This window comes from Ruegeria sp. A3M17 (assembly GCF_003318255.1).
Lineage (GTDB): Bacteria > Pseudomonadota > Alphaproteobacteria > Rhodobacterales > Rhodobacteraceae > Ruegeria.
In genome coordinates, this window is the sequence record NZ_QOCF01000014.1 from 92,298 (window position 1) to 112,449 (window position 20,152).

A 20,152-nucleotide genomic window follows, 5' to 3' on the forward strand; every position below is an offset into this window, starting at 1 on the left:
TGGTTGGCGAGGGGCGTCAGCCCCGTTAATACGGCCCTAATACGGTCCTAATACGGTCACTAAATCCAATTAATTTCAATCACTTAAGTTAAAAACCGTATTTACCGTATCTAATTCCTATCCTGAACTACATGTCAAACAGCCCTACCGTCCATATAAGCGATTCCAGTAGGTCGCTTCGGTGTCGAAGTTCACGTCAAATACGGTAATGGGGGCTAAATATCTGAAAACGCTTCGTTTTCTTGACCGTATTTGAGACCGTATTTGGACCGTTTTTGATCTGAAAAGCTCAAGCCCGTCCACCCCGACCCCGCTGCCCCTTGCGGCCCGGAACCGTGTTGTAACGCTTGAAGATGTCATTTGCGATTTTATACCCCTGCGCATTCGGTCCAGCCCATAGCAGATAGTAAAGGCCGACACCGCGTGTATTGCGGATGAGGCGCGGCGCGGCGACATAAGGGAACACTTCTTTCAGCCGACCAAGGTAAAGGTCCAAGAGCTTTTCGGGCATGCCGCCTTGCTTGCTGACGATCTCGTTTCCGAACAAGTCTTCCTCAACAACATACGCGATGTCTCGCCATTCATTTGTTCCGAAGCAAGCGTCCAACTGCGCAGCCCAGTTGTCAGGTATATCTCCATCACGCGTGATCTGCCTGTTAATCGCCATGGCCGCAGGAAAGTTGACTATGACCTCGATCTTGTCTGTCTCTGCCAAGGCAACCAGAGTCTCCCAATGTAGATGGGCACCGTAGGGGTCTAGAAACGCAACACCACGCAAATCCCACGCGTCAAATCCCTGCGCGAGTTCCTGCAAGGCTGGATTACAGTCTCCGGTTTTAACCTTTATCCTTGGATCGTCGCTTGCAAGTTCAGCCAAGGTAGCGCTGCGAGTCTCATCCAAATCAATGAAGCGAAGCATATGAAACCCCGGATCACAGCCAATTGCCCGAAGAGGTGAGCCAGAGATGAAGCGCCCCTGCGCTTCCGCAGCTTCCTCATCTCCAAGAAACGCACTGGGTGCGCTATCGTGTGCAGTTTTGCTTCTTAGTTTGCAGACTGGGGCACCGGAAAACCCATCAATGTAGACCCGTCTGAAAGGCTGATTTTTGAGGGCGGTGTTATATGCTTTGAGGTACTTTTCTAGAAGATCGAGTTTCTCTTCGGCCCATGGCCCAACAACGTTTTCTTTGTGGTCTTTCTTCATATCAGGGTTTCTAGAATCCGTTTGGGAACAACATGGGTTGGGAAGCCGTTCCATTCTTCCCCATCCAGCATTCGACCGCCGGACTTTGGTCTTGGCCCTCCCCACTGCTTGAAGAAGAACGCGGTCCCCGACTGATCGCAAGAATGACGGATTTCAGTCGCCCACGCCCCTTCCATTGGGCGTGCTCTGGGACCGCTTTCGCCGCCAACAATCGCCCATGCAATTCCATCTAAGCTCACGCTACCGACTGGACCAAGCAGCGGTTCAAAAGAAATAAACCGCGCCTGTGATCGAACTTGCCGAAGGTGATCAATTCGGCTCTTGTGGTCGCCGTCTTCCACCGAAACGCCGAGCCAAATGTGTGGCGGTACATCCCCGTCACCGTATCTCTGCCGCACATAGTTTCGCATTAGCGAACTGCGCTTGGTCAAGACTTGATAGACGTGCCAATCCACCGTCTCCATGGCTTCGAAAACACGGTCAACATAAGCGCGCGGCACTTTCTTGTGAAAGAGATCGCTCATGCTATTTACGAAGATCATGCGCGGTTTCTTCCAAAGCGCGGGCTGTGCCAGCCGGTTAGGCCAAAGGCGTAGATCAAAACCTTGCTCATATGGGTGATCCTTGATCCCCCGCCACCGTTCCGCGAACCGCTCCGCATAGCAGTTGTCACATCCCGGCCCAATCTTCGTGCATCCCGTTACCGGGTTCCACGTCGCGTCGGTCCATTCGATCTGCGTTTTTTGTGCCATATCGCTCGCGCCTGTTTTTAGTTTTTCCACAGGTTATCAACAGGCGACTCAACCTCCAAGAACTCAATTCAGTCGCCCTCGACATCTCACCCGCATACCAAAAAGGTCATATATATTGACCCATTATTAACCGGCAAAAATGGTCAAATATACCCATCCAGAAACAATCCGTTTCCCTCTAATACATTGAAAAGACTCGCGAATCATGCCTCTCGACTGATACAACTTGCGTAGGGAGCCTTAGGCCCGATGTAATTTGGAGGCATTGCCGTGAAGATCGTCGCATATATCCGGGTATCGACCGATAAGCAGGGGCGTAGCGGCCTAGGGCTGGAAGCTCAGCAGGTCGCTATTGCTGCCTACGCCAAGGCTGCTAACGCGGTGACAGTGGCTGAGTTCCAAGAGGTAGAGTCCGGTAGAAACAACGCCCGCCCTGAGCTTGAAAAGGCCCTCAAAATGGCTCGTGTCATGGGGGCCAAGCTGGTTATAGCCAAGCTGGACCGACTGAGCCGAAACGCTGCGTTTCTACTTAAATTACAAGACTCCGGCGTCGATTTCGTGTGTTGCGACATGCCCGATGCTAATGCCCTGACAGTTGGAATCATGAGCGTGATAGCACAAGCCGAGTCCCGCATGATCGGTGACAGAACGCGCGCAGCCATGCAGGCTGCAAAGGCTCGTGGGCAGAAGTTCGGCAACCCCAATGGCGCAGCCGCCCTGCGTCGTGCAGGCAAGGGCAATGGTGCTGCCTGCGCAGTTCAAAGGGAACGCGCTAACGCGCGGGCGCATGATCTTGCAGACGTGCTGGAAGACCTCAATGGAAAGGGTTTTGGCACCTTGCGGGAACAGGCTGACGAGTTGAATAAACGTGGCATCAAGACTGCCCGTGGTGGGCAATGGCACCCCAACACCGTGGCACGTCTGCGGCAACGATTGGCTCAGGTATCTTAACAACGCATAATTGCGGTGCGTTGCCGCGTTAGCGGCTTGAAATCGGTGACAAATCCCATTGATCCCGCAACACCTAAATGCATCGTAACATATTGTAAATAAAAGAAAAATAGGGACCCATCTCGGGGGTATCTGTATACCCCCATGACTCGTGCCAGCGACCACGCACATACCCTAGGAGTCCTCGCCAAAAATTGTTTACAACAACGGGTTGCAGCGAGGTTCACAAATAGGGGTCCCACGGCTTCCGGCTCATGCTTCGTTCGGATCGCGATATGGCCTCAATAATTTCCAAATTTCCCTGAAATTTAGTTCACATATTGAGTGGCCCGTCTCGGCCCACTTTTTAGGGATTTGAACCCTTTGCTGACACTAACTACACCTCAGTCCTTTGCTAGTGCAGCGCATCACGAACCGCGCAAACCGGTCATTGGGGTCGCCTGTGAGCAAAGACAGGTGAGCGGGACAAAACGGTCAGTCAGGTTGAAGGTAAGTGGATATTCTCAGGACTTTGCCCTTGGCTGGACGTAACGAACGAAGAGGCTGTTGCCCTGTCTCTTCGTTTCGAAGCCTTTGATCGCAGCTACAAGATCGCTCAGTTTTCCCTTTCCGTAGGTCCGAGCATCAAAATCTGGATGTGCAGCGACTACTGACTGGCCAAGTTGCCCAAGGTGAAACCACTCGTCATCTTGTTGGATACGAGCCATAGCATCCAAGAGTAACTTTGCAGCTTTTTGGGGCTGCTCCTTTGCAGAAGCCAGTTTCTTGGCTTCGCCTTCGTCTGCTACAAGGTTTTCAATAAAAATGAACCGGTTGCACACGTTCCGAAGTGGCTCCGGAGTTTTTTTCTCTCCGATGCCAATCACCATTAAGCCATCCTCTCTGAGACGATTGGCTAAACTGGTGAAATCACTGTCGGAAGAAACCAAGACAAACCCGTCGAACCGACCTCCATGTAGGATGTCCATCGCATCTATCACAAGACCAATATCGGATGCGTTCTTACCCGACGTATTGGCGGTCTGCTGGTGTGCAACAAGACCCAGCGATAGGATTACCTCGGACCAACCTTTCAGCCGACTACTGGTCCAATCGCCATAAACTCGTCTAAGCGCGGGTTCGCCTATTGAAGCGACCTCCTTGAGAATTGCTTCCGCAAATTTGGCTGGTACGTTGTCGGCATCAATCAGCGTCGCCAATAACGGTTGAGCACGTTCGGTCATCTGGTTGGCACCATGTTTTGTCTACTCTTGTCTTAACTTGTCGCTACTTATCGAACTGCCGACACGAAAACCAGAACACTCACAAAAACAGAGACCTGGAGTTTACTTAGCGGTCAGCGATAGGCTCGCATCTGCCCTTCTCTGCGACAAGCCCGAATTGGTAGTATGAGCCCACTGCCGCCGTTGCCCAGGGTAGCCCACATTGCTGCCGCAGCACGTCAGTCACAGCCCAAAGCAGACATGACTGTTCTACACCTCGGGCGGAAACCAGTCGTTCGCTGCACTTTGTAGCTAGGTCAGCTTGGGGCCTTAACTGGCGTCATGCGAATAATATTAAAAGCTCCTACTTTTATAACATCAGATTCAGCGATGATCTGACAATGTTCTATTCAGTTCGGCACGTAGGACTTTGATGAAGTCTCTTTCCAGTCGCGATTGCAAACGGTTGTCGCGATAAAGGATGGAAATTGGCAGTGGCTGTTCTTGCCAGTCTTGAAGCAACTGAACCAGACCGCCTTTTTCCAATTCCTCAGTGGTGGCTATTGTTGTGGAAATGGCCACACCGCGGCCGGCGATGGCTTCATTGGTGACATCACGGGCATCATCAATTGCAAATTGAGGTTCAAACGATTGGATCCAATTCTTACCGTCCTCATGACGCAAAGTGAGTGGCACATGTGGACCGGGAGAGATCACAATATGGTCGTGGAGTTGGTCGGGATGTGCAATCTCGGAGTGAGTTTCCAGGTATTCTGGTGAGGCGACAAGGATACGGCGTGTCTGCCCCACTCGAGCAGCGATCAGGTCACTGTCGGGCAGCCCGCCTATCACCAAGGCCAAATGTGTATCGGTGTCCAGGCGTTGGATGGGTTGATTGTTGAGCGCCAAATCAAATTGCGTATTTGGGTGCGCCTCCAAAAAGGCGCTGATGGTTTGACGTACACCCATTTGCAACAAGCTGGCGGGAACGTGCATGGTCAGGTGTCCTGCGTAGTCTGAATGCCAATCGTCCAGTTCACTCAAGGCTTGCACAACACTTTGCATTGCTGGCCGAAGGCGCGTATTCAACTCGTCACCACGTGGGGTCAGGGAAAGTCGGTTGGCGCCGCGATCAAATAGCTTCTCTCCGACGGCCGCTTCCAGATTGGCCATTCGGCGGCTGAGGCTGGGTTTGGGTATGCCATCAACTCGCGCTGCTGTTGCAATTGATCCGTGATCCACCACGATCAGGAACAGGCGCAGATCTTCCAGTTCAGGTTTGGCCATCAATCGGAACTCCTTTGAGGGTCCATATTTGATCCCTATGAGGTCAATTCTACGGCTATATTAGCTCCAAAATGAACCCTATTTTAAATCAAGACGCAAGCAAAGAGCCAGCGCATCAACCCTCGGAGACAAGACAATGACTACTCAAGTAACCACAACCGTTTCGACTTACCTCTTCAACCGCATGGCCGAACTGGGTGCCAACCACGTATTTGGTATCCCAGGCGATTATGTCCTGCCGCTGTTCGACGAACTGATCGACGGTGATCACAACTCCAAGCACGTTTTGGTGTGCAACGAACTGAATGGGGCCTATGCAGCCGACGGCTATGCCAAGCTTTCCGGCTTTGGCGCAATGGCCGTCACATTCGGGGTTGGATCGCTCAGCACTGCAAACGCAGTCGGCGGAGCTTATGCTGATGACACCCCCATGATCGTCATTGCCGGCGCACCCAGTGTCGAAGTGATCACAACCCCATCGCGCCGGAAGTTGCACCACGTAATGGGCCAGGACTTCGATGCTTACCTCAAGGCCTTTGCACCTATCACCGTTGCTGCACACCGTTTGATGTCTGCAGCAACCGCCGCACAGGAAATCGATGATATCTTGCGTCTGTCCTATCAATCGAAAAAGCCAATCTATCTGGAGATACCTTACGACATCCAGACCGCGCAAATCCCGGTTGCCAACCAAGCGCTGGATCTGATGATGCACCTATCGTCGGATGACGGGTTGAAAGCAGCCGTAACCGCTGCCGTGGCTGTACTGAAAGAGAGCCATACCCGCACAGTTGTAACAGGCCATTTGCTACAACGTGAAAAGCTGATTGAACCCGCAAAAGTTCTTGTCGAAGGATTGAATGCCGGAGTGGCGACGACCTTTGTCGGCAAGATCTCGGACTTTGAAGGCCATCCCAATGCCGTCGGCCTCTACATGGGGGCAATGTCGAATGATGCCACGCGCAATGCGGTTGAAAACGCCGATGTATCCATTGCACTGGGGATGTCGTTCAATGAGTTCGACACCGGTGTCTTTACCGGCAAGATGGGTACTGATCAGCATAACATCTGGGTCGAGTTCGATCAGGTGACAGTTGATGGCACGGTGTTCGACAAGGTCTATCTGCGGGACTTTTTACCGGCCTTAATCAGCGCGATCCAATCCGTTGAGGTCGGTGAGTTGATGGTGAGCCAGGATGACCGCCGTTTCTGCTTCCAACGCTCAGATGCCTTCGAACCAACTGTGGCGCCTCTGAGCATTGACCGGCTGTTCGTGCAGTTCGCAAACTACGCGAAAGAGGGCGATGTCTTTTACGGCGACACCGGTGGCTACATCAACGGGTCGCAGGCAGAATTCCCCGTCGGCATGGACATCTACGGTGTCGGCAACTGGGGATCACTGGGCGCAGGCTTCGGAATGTTCACTGGCGGTGTATTTGCCAAGGAAGCCGAGGGTCGGCGGACATATGCGATCACAGGTGACGGCGCGTTCCACATGACTGCCCAGGAAGTTTCCACGCTGATCAAATACGACATCGATACGGTTATCTTTGTCCTCGACAACAGCGGCTATGGTGCCGAACGCCAGATCTATCCGGGCAAGGAACGCAGCTACAACAACACACCTGTCTGGAATTACGAGGATCTCGGGTCCGCGTTTGGCGGCGTCAAGGGTGTGAACACAAAAGGCTACGTTGCACGCACCGAAAAAGAGATGGCCGACGTACTGGAGCAACTGAGCGAGCCCAAAGGTGTCAACATCGTACGCATCATGCTCGACCCCTGGGACAGCGCTTCATTCAACGTCAAATTCAGTGAAGCCCTGCGTCACTAATCGCCACTGATATTGAAATCTGAAAACCAGGGGTTGGACGGCCCTTGGTTCTTTCAGTCCTTGGGCAAGCCCATTCAGGTGCGGTGCGAAAGCTACTAATGGTTGCTCTGTGTCAAAGTGGCCAGCGGTTCATTCGCAAAAAGATGACGCACGACCGAGTTTGCCTTGGACTCAAAGCCGCCGTTAGCTGGGTTGCCTACGAATGTCCGGAATGGGCCGTCCGCGAGACTTTGCAAAGTTCGCTAACTGCGCATTGCAGTCGTTCGTGGTACTCGGTGCTGCAGACGCGGCGAAGGTCGGCTTAGTGGCCAACTCACCGAAATGTCGCGTCATCTTGTTTGGAAAATCGCCCCAAATTGTCCGAAAGTTGCCGCCACGCTACACAAGCCACTCATTGACGATATCCGCAGTCGGCGCAGGCTGGCTGTGCAGGTAAATCCGATCAAACGTGCCGCTGATGAAGGACTGCAAGAAGAAAACGACAACCAATGCCGCTAACGCGGACACTGGCTGAGTCGCTTCACCGTCATCGGCCGCCCCGTTTTTCCACTCTTTTTCCACTCTTACATGTGCGAAAACCCAAAATTCCAAGCATCACAGGGTGCAGTAGTACCTCTACGAGTCACGATGAGTCGAATCCTCGAATCTTGGTAATGTCTTTGTTTTATTAGGGTAATCTTCTTGGGAAGGGATGGTAGCGGAGGAGGGACTTGAACCCCCGACACGCGGATTATGATTCCGCTGCTCTAACCAACTGAGCTACTCCGCCATGAGTGAGAGGCGATTTAAGCGAGGGGCCGGAAAGGGTCAAGGGGGAAACACCGCCTTACGGAGATTATTTTTGCCCCGATCAATCTGCTTTGGTTGCCTGTTGTGCGGCGCCCCCTGCAGTATCAGCAATTCTACGAATGAAGGCCGCGCAGGCGTCGGGTGCGGTGATCGGGATCATATGGCCCGCCCCCTCGATCTGTTCGTCGCTCAGTCCGAACCGGGTCATGGGGGCACCGTTGGCGGTAGGCGAAAGAATGGTGTCTTGTGCCCCGTACAGAATGCCTCCGGGTACGGACAGGTCGGTATGGCGGTCTACCTGAGTTTCGATACTTTCATCCACCCCGACAATATCCTGCGACGCGGTTATGAAGGCCGAAGGGCGCAATCCCAGCGCGCCGCCAGCGCGGTCCAGAAAGTCGTCGGGCGCGGGTTCAGGACCGAAAACCACCCCCAATGTATGCGGGGCGGTCTTGGCTGATATCGGAACGGCGATCGTGTTGCCGATAAAATTGCGCAACCACTCGGTGCGTATTTCCAGTGGCTTGAAGACTTGGGGCGTTGCCGGCAGCTTTTGTGTCAACGGGGCGAGCAAAGCGAGCGCCTTGGTTTTCTCTGGGTGTTCCAGCGCCATGGCCAGCGATACGGCCCCGCCCAATGAGTGCCCGACCAGAACGGCGTTGGAAATGCCTTTGGTGTCCAGAAACTCTTGAATCATGCGGGCCTGTTCGGGCAGGTGCCCAAGATCGGCGCTATCGCGGGTTGAGTATCCGCAGCCAGGGCGGTCGACTGCGATGACGTGATAGTTATCCGTCAACAGGTCCATCAGAGAATAGGTGAAATGCTGCAGCTGCCCCGCAAGCCCGTGGATCATGACGACTGTCTGCTTGGCGGGGTCGCCCTTTTCCACGTAATGAATGCTGCCGCCTCGCACCGGGACAATCTGCCCAAGTTGCGGGACTCGTTCCAACCCTTGTTGGGTCAGTTGCCGGGTCCAAAGGTTCATACCGACAAAGAAGCCGCCGACCAGAAGGACGATAACTATGATAGTGGTCATCTCATCTCTCTCCGCCTGAGGAAAGGGTAGGGCGGTACTGTTCCAGCCCGGATTGCGCCATACGCTTTTCATACTCGGAAACGGTCCCGGGCCAAAGCGTCGTGTTCCGGCCTTGCGCATCCTGATACCCTGAGGCGCACCCGCCTATCTGCTGTTGGCGCATTTCCCGTTCGAAGGCTTCTTGGTTTTCCGGGCGGGGCGTTATGACTTGCAATCCTTCGCGACCCATCTGGTCCAGCACCCGGCCGATGTGGCGAACCTGTGCTTTGATCATCGGAACGACTGAGTTGTGGCCGAGGCCAGAGTGTGGCCCGAGCAGGATGAAGAAATTCGGGAATCCGGCGATGGTGTTGCCCAGATGCGCTTTCATCCCGTCCGCCCCGGGCCAGGCGCAATGTCAGGCCATCGGCCCCTGTTATTTCATGGCGGTCAACGACATCTGTGACATGAAACCCGGTGCCCCATATCAGAACGTCGGCCTTTGTTCGGCCTCCATCAGATGAAATGATCTGATCGCCCTCAATTGATGCGATACCTTCAGATGCGTTGCCATGGAGTAGAGGTGCGAGGGGATATCGCAAGCAACACCAGGGTAGGTGTTTTCAGGCCATGTCCCGCCGATCTCATCTGCCTTTTCAAGGATCGCATTGTCTTTGATGCCGCGTTTGCGGGCCTCAATCGCCATGATCAAGCCGTAAACCCCGGCACCGACGATCAGCATATCCGTGAGATTTTCTATGCGCTGTCCCTCCCAAAACGACCGTTATGGTTGGGTCAGGCTATAGGCGCTGATATATATGTGAATAGCCTCCCGTTGGGTCAGGGGCTGTTCACGGTTCCCTTACCCGCGCAGGATTTTGCCCTTTGGATCAAAGGGCGGTTCGGACAAAATAGTTGCCTTGTGCGGTTGTCCCAGCACCATCACCTCGACCTCTTCCCCCGGTTTGGCACCAGTCACAAAACCGAGCGCCAATGACATGCCGACCGAATAGCCATAGGCCCCAGAGGTCACGCGACCGATGCCCCGTCCGTCTTTAGAGATCGGCTCGCCTCCGGTCGCGTCGGCGTTCGATGCGGTCGTGTCAGCCTCATCCAGATGTAGAAGGACCAACTGTTCGCGGGCGGGCTTGGCCAAAACGACCTCGGCGGCATTCTTGTTCAGGAAGTCTTTGCCGAACTTGCACAAACGGCCCAGCCCAACCTCATGCGGCCAGTATTCGGGGCTGTATTCGCGGCTCCACGAGCCATATCCTTTTTCGACCCGCAACGACATCAGTGCTCGGCTTCCCACTGGGCCTGCGCCAAACTCCTGACCGACCAGAAGCAGGGCGTCATACAGGCGGGCCTGATCTTCGGTGGCACAGTGAACCTCCCACCCCAGATCACCCGTGAACGAGACCCGTAGGGCCAGTACTTCGAATCCGGCCAGTTCGATTTTGGCGGATCGCATGAAGGGGAAATCCTCGGTGGCCAGCGAGGTATTGGTCAGGCGCTGCAATAACTCGCGCGATTTTGGGCCAGCGACGTTGAACCCGCACACGGCCTCGGTTCGGCTTTCGAATGTGGTGCCATCGGGCAGGGGGACTCGTTTGAAGAACCGTTTGTGATACCGCTCGGCCATTCCGGATCCGATGATCCAAAACTCGTCATCGGCCACACGGGTTACAGTGAAGTCCCCGGCGATGCCCCCGCGTTTCGAGATCAGAGACGTCAGACAGGACCTGCCAACCGATTTGGGCATGGTGTTGGTGAAAACAGCATTCAGCCAGTCCTCGGCCCCCGGTCCCTTGCAGACATATTTGGCAAAGTTCGAGATATCGATGATCCCCGCGCGCTCACGCAGCATCTGACATTCCTCACCCACGGGTCCCCACCAGTTCTGACGGGTAAAGCCATTGGTGTCTTTGGTTCCCGGCGTATCCGCGAACCATAAGGGGTGCTCCCACCCTGCGTTCAGGCCGAACACCGCGCCCATTTGAGTTTGGGTGTCATAGATGGGGCGCGTGCGCGCTGGTCGGCCAGCGCTGCGTTCCTCGTTCGGGAAGTGGATCGCGAACCGGTGGGCATACTGGTCCTGAACGCGGGCCATGGTGAACTCTTTCGTCGCCCAGCCATCGAACCGGGCCATATCCCAGGCGAACATGTCGTACTGCGTTTCGCCCTCGATGATCCATTGCGCCGCCATCAGGCCCATGCCACCGGATTGCGAAAAGCCGGGGATGATGCCGTTGCAACAGAAATACCCGTCGATCTCGGGCACCGGGCCCATAAGCACGTTGCTGTCGGGCGACCAGATCATTGGCCCGTTGATAACCCGTTTGATCCCGGCTTCTCCCACGGCGGGCAGACGGTCGACGGCGTTCATCATGTTCTCTTCGATCCGTTCCAGATCGTCGGGGAACAGGTCATGCGCAAAGTCCAGAGGTGTTCCGTCCTCGGCCCAGAATTTCATGTCTTTCTCATAGGCACCGACCAGTAGTCCCTGACCTTCCTGCCGCAGATAATACTCTCCATCACGGTCACTGACCGATGGCAGGCGGGTGCCATGCGCGGCTACGTCCGCCATGGTCTCGGTCACAAAATACTGGTGCTCGGTCGGTTGCAGCGGCAGGTCGATCCCGGCCAGCTTGGCCACTTCGCGCCCCCACAAACCGGCGGCGTTCACGACCCAAGGGGTGCAGATGTCGCCTTTGGGTGTTCGTACGATCCAGGTGCCATCTTGCTGCTGGTCAGTCGCCGTGACGGGGGTAAAGCGATGGATCTCGGCTCCGCGTTGCCGGGCGCCCACCGCATAGGCGTTTGTGACGCCCGAAGGATCCACATTGCCGCCGTCTGGTTCGTACATCACGCAGCGGATGCCATCGTAGTTGACCAGCGGGTTCAGACGCTGGGCCTCTTCGATGCTGATCTCGTAAAAGTTCATGCCGTAAAGCTTGGCCTTAGCGGCTTGCAGCTTCAGTTGATGTTCGCGTTCTTCGGTTTGAGCGAGATACAGTGAGCCGGGCTGGAACACGCCACAGCTTTGGCCAGTTTCGGCCTCAAGCTCTTTGTACAGGTTCATCGTATAGTGCTGGATGCGGCTTATATTGGTGCTGTCATGCAGCCCGTGGATGTTTGCCGCCGCATGCCAGGTCGAGCCTGACGTCAGCTCATCCCGTTCCAGCAGGATCACGTCCGACCATCCCAATTTGGTCAAATGGTAAAGGATCGAGCACCCGATCACCCCGCCGCCAATCACCACCGCCTGTGCATTCGTTTTCATGAGCCTGCCGTATCAAAGTTGGTTCCGCAGCCATGTGTCATCATCGGGAAGGCACCGGCAACGGATATAAATTTCATGTTGGGTTGAGCCGGTCTAATCTGAGGCTAAACTCAGAAATCCAGCTTTTGCGCGCGGTCATATGCGACCAGCCGCTGGTTCAGCGCGTCAGCCTCGGGCGCGCCGGATTCCAGTGCGAAAACAAAGGCATGCGTCAGGTAGAAACAGGCCGCGTCGATGTCATGCGCCGCTTCGCGCTCATCTGCAGCCAGGGTGTATAAGCGGATTAGATCGGCATGATCATTGCAATCATGTGCGTCCAGTAAAAGGCGATCCAGTTCGTGTTTGTCCATGGGCGTCCCCGTCTTCGGGCGACCGGTCAGCCAACCGGCGGCTGACCAATCCAAAAGGGTTATTCCGCGCGGCCGTTTTCAATTTGCGTCGCGACCCAATGGTGGAAGTTATGTGTCGGGCCATCCATCGCGGGCGAGAACCGACCGCCATCGAATAGCATTCCATGTCGGCCCTTTTGCATGCCTTCGACCACAAAGACATCCTCTTCGAACACGGTTTTCCACAGCTGCGCGTTTGAGGCACGCAGCCCGTCATGTTGGGGCGTGTCTTCGATGCTTTTTGCGTAATATAATTCGATATGTTCTACCGTGTTTTCCTGATCGACCGGCTCCAACACGATGGCGAAAGCATGGTCGCGCTGAACGCCCAACAGAACGTTCGGGTACAGCGCTATGTACTCTGCGCCTTCGTCCCATTTGTCGCTTAGCTCGTCGAAGTCCGGAAAAGTCGCGCCATCCTGATCTGTCAACTGGCGATAGACCATAGTGCCTTGTCCGGAATACTGGCCGCGTACCTCGATGTTATAGTGATCCTCCAGCCGGGAATAGCTGTTCAGACCGGGATGTACCCACGGCAGGTGATAGCTTTCGCAATAATTCTCGACCGCCAGTTTCCAGTTGGTTTTGACCTCCAGCTTGAACGACGAGGTTTCACCGCCGTGAAAGACGGGTTTATCAAACTCCTCCCAACGGTCCAGCAGGGCGCCGTGAACCTCTTCGAATTCCGGCGATGTGCCGTCAACATTCACAAAGATCACGTCGCGCCAGACGTAGGACCGCACGCGGATGAGACCCAGGTCTTCGCGATTGACGTCTTCGTGCTTGTTCTGGCCGGGACCACCCACATGCGGGGTTGCGCGCAGCTCGCCTTTCAGGCTGTAGCACCAGCTGTGATAGGGGCAGCGGATTGCGCCGCCGATTTTGCGCGGCGTGTCCACCAGGATCATCCCGCGGTGGCGGCAGGTGTTTTGGAAAACGCCAACCTCGCCGTCTTTGTCCCGGACAATCAGCAGCGGCATGCCCAGAAAATCGACTGGTTTTGCATCGCCTTCTTCCGGAACATCCTTGCCGAAGCCGATCCCGGACCAGTTGGCATACAGCACAGAACGCTTTTCTTCGTCGAAAACGGTCGGATCGATGTAATGTTCGTTCGGCAGGCCATTTGCGACGTTTACATCGGCCAGAACGGAAGACAGCGCGCTATGCTTGTTCATCGGGCTCTCCTGAGGTTTTGCTGGATGCTATTAATCCCTATTGGCGGATTGAACCTGTTGGTCTCAATATCAGAAAAGCTCATCAGAGAGTGATCTCACCTAAACCGAACCTTCCTGTACCTCTTGAACGATCCAGTTTTTCAGGGCGCGGGCACTGTCTGAGAGTTCTTCATCCGGGCGCCCGACCAAATAAAACTGGTTCGGAGCGGGCACTTGATGTGTGCCGATAGGAACCAGTTTGCCTGATTGCAGCATGGGTTGGATCAGCCGCTGCCAACCCAGCGCCAGCCCGGCACCCTTGCGCGCAAGCTGCAGCGCGACTGAATAGCTGTTGACGCGGGATTCAATGGGCACTGTGCCATTGTATCCCAACTGCTGGAACCATTCGGGCCAGGTGGTCCAGGTGCGGTCTTCTGACTCCAGATGGATCAGCCGTTCAGAAGTCAGATCCTCAAGATCGGCATCTGCAAGCCTTTTTGCCATCTCTGGGCTTCCGACCGGGACTAGCTGGTCGCGAAAGAGCGGAGTGTGTGACAGGTTGGGATCGCTGTCCCGCCCATAGCGAATGAAAAAGTCGACGTCAGGCCGATCGCGAAAGGGGCGATCCTGTGACAGTTGATCAACATTGACTTCGGGCATGTCCCGCCAGAACCGAATGACAGCCGGAGACAACCACAACGCGGCAACCGCTGTTGTCGATCCCACGGTCACCTTTCCGGCCGTGGACCGGTCGCGGATCATGCTCAGCGTTTTCGAGATGCGCCCGAAGGACGTGGACAGCGCGTCATAAAGCGCCTTGCCATCCTCGGTAAGATCAACGCCGCGATGCTTGCGTTGAAACAACGGTGTGTCCAGATCGCCTTCTAGCGCCTTGATCTGGTGGCTGACCGCACCAGGTGTGACGGACAGTTCAACGGCGGCGTTCTTGAAGCTCAGGTGGCGGGCGGCGGCCTCAAAAGCGGACAAGGTTGTCAGCGGCGGCAGGTTGTAGTGGCGTCTGGACATGGAAGCTGGTGAATCGTTTTTCGGTTTAGTTTAATTTTTATCAACTCAGTTTTAGTTTTTTTGAAGGTGAAAGCTATAGCGCTTTTGATGATTTGATGTTTTTCTGGCTCAAGTTAAAGGCGGATGTCGCATTTTTCGTCAATGCGTCGGTTCTGGCCGAATTTAGAACGGAGCGCCACTATAGTCAGTTCTACCAACAAACGTTGTGTTTTTCGGGCTTTTCGAGAGAATTTGCCGGACGTCACAAGACGGTACTGCGACACAACGATGTCCCGAACTGACAAACGGGAAAGGTCGAAAGGGGAAGTGAAGGAGGCGCGAACCCATTCCCGGTTGGTAAGACCGAGTATCGCCTGATTGCACGGTGTGTTGAATTCAATGCAACTCAGAAGGCGTAAGACCATGCGGCGGTGCCGCATTTCTGATACACAGAAACGAAACAAGAAAGAGCCGATACGTCTGCTGCAGCACCTTCCCCAACGTTCGAGGCGATTGGGCGAATTGCGTGAAATGCAGAGGCAGTTTCGCAATTGATACAGCACCACGGAGGAGCAACATGTCGATACCCGAACCCTTTACGGATCTAGAGATAGAAACGGCCGATGCCGGATTCTATGAAAATTACAGCGTCCCAATCGCCCTAATCAGTAAGGGCATCATGGTTGCCCTTGTGCTATGGGCACTTGTCTTCCCGGCGAATGCCAACAGCACACTTGGCAGCTGGAATGGAAAGCTGCTGGAAATCTTCAACAGCTTCTACGTGGTCATTGTCGGCCTGTTTGTCATCTTCCTCGTCATTGTTGCCGTCCTTCCGTCGACCGGAAAGCGGGTTATGGGAACTGTGGGCGAAAAACCCGAGTTTTCGAACTTCTCCTGGTTCTCGATGATGTTCGGAGCGGGTCTGGGTGTCGGTCTGATGGTTTTTGCCACCGCTGAACCGTTGGGTCTGTGGGGATCGAACCCCGAGGTCGTGGCCGGTGCAGTTGCGGGCAATGATCCGGAGTCCGTTCAATCCGCGTATCGGTATACCTTCTTGCATTATGGCTTTCATGCTTGGGCAATTTATGTGGTGACCGGCCTGTCGCTGGCTTACTACGCCTATACCCGTGACATGCCTCTGACCATTCGCGCGGCTCTTACTCCGCTTTTTGGTCGTCTGATGAACGGTTTTCTCGGCCACGTCGTTGACGTTCTGGGCGTTGTTGCAACGATCCTGGGTGTGTCCGTTACGATCGGGTTTGGTGTCAGCCAGTTCATCGACGGTCTGTATGCAATCACCGGCATGGAATGGATCATGGATTTTGGTGGTGAAGTACCCACGCCAAGCAAAGTTGGTCTGATCGCAGGTCTGGTTGTCATCATGGGTCTGTCGATCATATCGGCGGTCTCAGGTGTTGGACGTGGTGTTAAGTACCTGTCGAACCTGAACCTTGTTCTGTCGATCATCCTTCTGGGCACCTTTGTGATCTTCGGCTCTTTCGTATTCGCTATGACGACCTATGGCACAGCACTGTTTGACTACCTTCTGCACTTTCTCTCGCTGAGCTTTGGTGCATACGGTCCGTTGTCGACCGAAGCGTTTGCAGCGGCTCTGCCTGCTGAAGCGCAGGCGCATGCGGCTGACCTGGTGGGTGGCGCAACCAACGCATGGGGCAGCTTTGACGGCTTCAAGAGCGGTCTTGAAGGTGCTGCCGCTCAGTTGAGTGACGACACGCTGGCGGCTGTTTACGCCGCAGGTGAGCAAGGCCGTCAGTTTGGCTGGCAGTCGGGCTGGACCACCTTCTACTGGGCTTGGTGGATTGCGTTCTCGCCGTTTGTGGGCCTGTTCCTGGCGCGCATCTCCAAGGGTCGGTCTGTTCGTGAGTTCATTCTGGGCTGCGTACTGGCGCCGGCGCTGGTTTGCTTTGCCTGGATGACTGTTCTGGGTGGTACTGCGATTGATCTGGAATTGGCTGGTGCAGCTGAAGGCGCGATCATCGGTGCGTCGAACACCAACAAGCTGTTCGTGACGCTGTCCTACATGATCGACGGTGGGCTTCTGTCCATGCTGAACGTCATGTGCGTGATCCTGATCATGACCTTCCTGGTGACCTCTGCGGACTCGGGCATTCTGGTTATGAACACCATCATGTCCGGTGGCAGCCAGGAAACCGGTATCAAGCACCGCATCATCTGGGGTGTTATCCTGACCGCCGTGATCGGTGCGCTGATCTTGGCCGCTGGTGAAAACAACCCGATGGACGCGTTGCGCAATGCGATGATCATCGGTGCTCTGCCCTTTACGGTTGTTATGGGGCTGATGATGGTTTCGCTGACCAAGGCGCTCTATCGTGACGGTCGGCGCGACAAGCACGCTGACACAAGCACGCAGGCTGCTGAATAAGCACCGGTCCAAGTGTTGAAACAGACGCCGCCCCAGTCGGGGCGGCGTTTTTCGTTCCGGGTGCCCGTGTCGTTTCCTGCAAACAGATATCGCAATCAGTGAGGTGCGCCGCCGCCGAATCCGTCAGTCTGATCAGCAAGATTGGAGGATTGCCCCGTGAACATTCGTACTGCGACACGCTCGGGCGGACGCTCTGCCCGCCGCGCCCTGCGCACCGCCCCGAACTTTGAAATGCTGCCTGGCCTGACCAGAGGCATCCCCTTGTGTGAGGTGATGGATGGCGCTCAGGTCGAACGCATCGACAGTGCCTCGATGGACATCCTTGAGAACGTTGGCGTTCAGTTCCGAGACCCCATCGCGCTGGAAGACTGGAAGAAGGCCGGTGCCAAAGTCGATGGCGAGCTGGTCTTTCTTGATCGCGGATTGGTGCGCGAGTTGATTGCCACCATACCCAGCGATTTCACTTATCACGCGCGGGACCCGAAAAAGAATGTGCGGCTGGGCGGTAAGCACTCGATCTTTGTGCCGATGACCGGCGCACCATTCCTGCGCGATCTGGACGACGTGCGCCGAAATCCGTTGCTGGAAGATCTGGCGATGTTCCACAAACTCAGCCACATGATGCCCGCGCTGCATTCCTCGGCGCATCACATCGTGGAACCTTATGACCATCCGATCAGTCAACGCCACCTGCGCATCACCTATTCGTCGATGAAACACTCGGACAAGACGTTCATGGGCATGACCACCTCACCCAAGAACGCCGAAGATGTGATGGATATGTGCGCGATCCTGTTTGGCGAGGAATTCCTTGAAGATTACCCGGTGACCACCGGTAATTGCAACGGCAACTCGCCGTTGGTATGGGACGAAACCATGCTGGGCGCGTTGCGGGCCTTTTGCCGCCGAAATCAGCCAGTGCTCTGCTCACCCTTCGTTCTGGGGGGTGCCAACACGCCCGCATCTGTTCCGGCCACGGTAGCCCAGTTGAATGCCGAGGCGCTGAGCGCGCTGGCCTACACGCAGGTCATCCGCAAGGGGGCTCCGGCGATCTATGGGCACTATCTGTCGACCGTGTCGATGAAGTCCGGTGCGCCGATGGCGGGTACACCCGAGATCAGCCTGATGAATTTCATGATTGGCCAGATGGCACGGCATTATGACGTCCCTTGGCGTACTTCGAACACGTTGGGTGGGGCCAAAACCTTTGATGCTCAGGCCGGATATGAATCTGCCACCACCTTGCAGGCAGTCATGCATGCGGGTGCCAATTACATCTGGCATTCAGCGGGGTGGAATGAGGCCGGGATGCACTGTTCCGTGGCCAAGTTCATCGTCGACGCCGAACAATGCGCTATGGCTTACCGCATGGCCGAGGGGCCGAAATGGCACGATTTGGATCAAGCCCTCGCAGCGGTTCCGGATGTTGGGCCCGGTGGCCACTATCTTGGTCACCCCCATACACAGGACAATTTTCAGAGTGCATTCTTCATGCCCGAGCTGTTCGACAACAACTCGATCGAACAATGGCAGGCAGAAGGGAGCGTCGAAATCACCGCGCGCGCACTGAACCGCGCGCGTGTGTTGCTGGCCGAGTATGAAGAGCCCAAACTGGATGAGGCGAAAAACGAGGCGCTGCTGGATTACATCGCCCGACGTGAGCGTGAAATCCCGGCCGCTGATGAGCTGAACCAAAGTTACTGAAGTTAATCACAAAATTTACCTGCATGGTCGGTCGGGTGGGTTTGTCCCTTCAATAGCAATACGGAAACCAAGCCGTGAAAATCGTTGAGATTCACATCTATAGCCACGATTTACCTGTCAAGAATGGCCCTTACACAATGGCCAATGCCGAGGTCTGGGCGCTGGATACCACATTGGTCAAACTGGTGGCCGACAACGGTTTGGTCGGATGGGGAGAGACCTGCCCGGTTGGCCCCACATGTGCTGAGGCCCACGCCGCTGGTGCTCGGGCTGCGTTGGCTCAGATGGCCGAAGGACTATTGGGTGCTAAGGTCTCTCCGCTAGGGCTGCACCGACGGATGGATGGCCTTTTGAACGGACACAACTATGCCAAGGCGGCTATCGACATCGCGGCATATGATCTGCTGGGCAGGCGATTTGGGATCAGTGTGTCGGAACTGCTTGGCGGTGCCGAGGTAGACAAGGTTCCGTCATATTATGCGACGGGGGTTGGGGCACCCGACGATATAGCCGTTCTGGCCAGGGAAAAATTGGCCGAAGGTTACCCGCGCCTGCAGATCAAGGTTGGTGGTCGGTCGGTTGAAATCGATATCGAAACCATCCGCAAAGTGTGGGAGGCAATCGGCGGGTCAAGCATGCGCCTGGCCTTGGACGGAAACCGCGGCTGGACAACCCGTGATGCGTTGCGTGTCAGCCGCGAATGCCCGGACATTCCGTTTGTCATGGAGCAACCCTGCAACACGATCGAAGATCTGCAAAAGATACGGTCACAAGTGAATCACCCGATCTACGTGGACGAAAACGCCACCAATCTGAATACGGTTATCACTGCGGCGGGCACTGGTCTGGTGGATGGGTTCGGTATGAAAGTCACGCGGATCGGTGGCCTGCAGCCAATGCGCGCGTTCCGAGACCTCTGCGACGCGTGTAATCTGCCTCATACCTGCGATGACAGCTGGGGAGGGGACATTATTGCCGCTGCATGCACACATATCGGCGCGACTGTTCGGCCCGATCTGCTGGAAGGTGTTTGGCTGGCTGCACCATACATCGAAGGCAATTACGATGCCGAGAATGGAATCAGCATCGAGGGCGGGCATATCCAAGTTCCAACCGGGCCGGGTTTGGGTGTCGTGCCCGACGAAACCCGCTTTGGCGCGCCGGTTGCGTCGTTCTAAT

General features: G+C 55.4%; 18 protein-coding genes and 1 tRNA gene. 6 read left to right on the forward strand and 13 right to left on the reverse strand.

Translation table 11 applies throughout. The features are described from left to right. Nucleotides 1–289: 289 nt before the first annotated feature. The gene (locus tag DS906_RS07900) at nucleotides 290–1,258 is read right to left on the reverse strand and encodes a three-Cys-motif partner protein TcmP (protein WP_113789665.1); all 969 of its coding nucleotides are present in this window, start codon (nucleotides 1,256–1,258) and stop codon (nucleotides 290–292) included. After that, on the reverse strand, nucleotides 1,201–1,956 hold the full coding sequence (locus DS906_RS07905; RefSeq protein ID WP_113789666.1) for a DUF5131 family protein: 756 nt from the start codon (nucleotides 1,954–1,956) through the stop codon (nucleotides 1,201–1,203). Before DS906_RS07905 ends, DS906_RS07900 begins: the two co-directional genes overlap by 58 nt. Nucleotides 1,957–2,226: 270 nt before the next feature. Between DS906_RS07905 and DS906_RS07910 the strand changes: the two genes are divergently transcribed. Next, nucleotides 2,227–2,907 (forward strand): recombinase family protein, encoded by a 681-nt coding sequence (locus DS906_RS07910; protein WP_113789667.1) that lies wholly within the window; start codon nucleotides 2,227–2,229, stop codon nucleotides 2,905–2,907. 503 nt (nucleotides 2,908–3,410) lie between these two features. Here DS906_RS07910 and DS906_RS07915 read toward each other — a convergent pair. Next, complete coding sequence (locus DS906_RS07915) at nucleotides 3,411–4,130, reverse strand: NYN domain-containing protein (protein ID WP_113789668.1); 720 nt, start codon at nucleotides 4,128–4,130, stop codon at nucleotides 3,411–3,413. A 363-nt stretch (nucleotides 4,131–4,493) separates the two neighbouring features. Continuing rightward, on the reverse strand, nucleotides 4,494–5,396 hold the full coding sequence (locus tag DS906_RS07920; protein ID WP_113789669.1) for a LysR family transcriptional regulator: 903 nt from the start codon (nucleotides 5,394–5,396) through the stop codon (nucleotides 4,494–4,496). A gap of 136 nt (nucleotides 5,397–5,532) precedes the next feature. Between DS906_RS07920 and DS906_RS07925 the strand changes: the two genes are divergently transcribed. Then, the gene (locus DS906_RS07925) at nucleotides 5,533–7,230 is read left to right on the forward strand and encodes a thiamine pyrophosphate-binding protein (RefSeq protein WP_113789670.1); all 1,698 of its coding nucleotides are present in this window, start codon (nucleotides 5,533–5,535) and stop codon (nucleotides 7,228–7,230) included. Between the two features lie 378 nt (nucleotides 7,231–7,608). Here DS906_RS07925 and DS906_RS22040 read toward each other — a convergent pair whose 3' ends face one another. From DS906_RS22040 to DS906_RS07960, 9 genes are all read right to left on the reverse strand, one after another. Next, nucleotides 7,609–7,791: a hypothetical protein gene (locus tag DS906_RS22040; protein WP_147235206.1), complete on the reverse strand. Its 183-nt coding sequence runs from the start codon at nucleotides 7,789–7,791 to the stop codon at nucleotides 7,609–7,611. Between the two features lie 131 nt (nucleotides 7,792–7,922). Next, nucleotides 7,923–7,999 (reverse strand) — tRNA-Met (locus tag DS906_RS07930). 81 nt (nucleotides 8,000–8,080) lie between these two features. Continuing rightward, the gene (locus DS906_RS07935; RefSeq protein ID WP_113789671.1) at nucleotides 8,081–9,055 is read right to left on the reverse strand and encodes an alpha/beta fold hydrolase; all 975 of its coding nucleotides are present in this window, start codon (nucleotides 9,053–9,055) and stop codon (nucleotides 8,081–8,083) included. A gap of 1 nt (nucleotide 9,056) precedes the next feature. Beyond that, on the reverse strand, nucleotides 9,057–9,425 hold the full coding sequence (locus DS906_RS22470) for a hypothetical protein (protein ID WP_233494726.1): 369 nt from the start codon (nucleotides 9,423–9,425) through the stop codon (nucleotides 9,057–9,059). Nucleotides 9,426–9,521: 96 nt separating this feature from the next. Continuing rightward, a complete protein-coding gene (locus tag DS906_RS22475) occupies nucleotides 9,522–9,776 on the reverse strand; it encodes an NAD(P)-binding protein (RefSeq protein ID WP_233494727.1) in 255 nt (84 codons plus the stop codon). A 120-nt stretch (nucleotides 9,777–9,896) separates the two neighbouring features. Beyond that, complete coding sequence (locus DS906_RS07945) at nucleotides 9,897–12,317, reverse strand: FAD-dependent oxidoreductase (protein WP_113789672.1); 2,421 nt, start codon at nucleotides 12,315–12,317, stop codon at nucleotides 9,897–9,899. A 110-nt stretch (nucleotides 12,318–12,427) separates the two neighbouring features. After that, entirely contained in the window at nucleotides 12,428–12,667 is a 240-nt protein-coding gene (locus tag DS906_RS07950; RefSeq protein WP_113790012.1) for a hypothetical protein, read from the reverse strand. 59 nt (nucleotides 12,668–12,726) lie between these two features. Further along, nucleotides 12,727–13,881: an aromatic ring-hydroxylating dioxygenase subunit alpha gene (locus DS906_RS07955; protein ID WP_113789673.1), complete on the reverse strand. Its 1,155-nt coding sequence runs from the start codon at nucleotides 13,879–13,881 to the stop codon at nucleotides 12,727–12,729. A 99-nt stretch (nucleotides 13,882–13,980) separates the two neighbouring features. Then, entirely contained in the window at nucleotides 13,981–14,886 is a 906-nt protein-coding gene (locus DS906_RS07960) for a LysR substrate-binding domain-containing protein (protein ID WP_113789674.1), read from the reverse strand. Nucleotides 14,887–14,981: 95 nt separating this feature from the next. Between DS906_RS07960 and DS906_RS07965 the strand changes: the two genes are divergently transcribed. The 4 genes from DS906_RS07965 (at nucleotide 14,982) to DS906_RS07980 (ending at nucleotide 20,151) form a co-directional block, all read left to right on the forward strand. After that, entirely contained in the window at nucleotides 14,982–15,167 is a 186-nt protein-coding gene (locus DS906_RS07965; protein ID WP_113789675.1) for a hypothetical protein, read from the forward strand. Nucleotides 15,168–15,442: 275 nt separating this feature from the next. Further along, the gene (locus DS906_RS07970; protein WP_113789676.1) at nucleotides 15,443–17,269 is read left to right on the forward strand and encodes a BCCT family transporter; all 1,827 of its coding nucleotides are present in this window, start codon (nucleotides 15,443–15,445) and stop codon (nucleotides 17,267–17,269) included. Nucleotides 17,270–17,425: 156 nt separating this feature from the next. Next, nucleotides 17,426–18,973: a trimethylamine methyltransferase family protein gene (locus DS906_RS07975; protein ID WP_113789677.1), complete on the forward strand. Its 1,548-nt coding sequence runs from the start codon at nucleotides 17,426–17,428 to the stop codon at nucleotides 18,971–18,973. A 74-nt stretch (nucleotides 18,974–19,047) separates the two neighbouring features. Further along, on the forward strand, nucleotides 19,048–20,151 hold the full coding sequence (locus tag DS906_RS07980; protein WP_113789678.1) for a mandelate racemase/muconate lactonizing enzyme family protein: 1,104 nt from the start codon (nucleotides 19,048–19,050) through the stop codon (nucleotides 20,149–20,151). The last annotated feature ends 1 nt before the right edge of the window (nucleotide 20,152 follow it).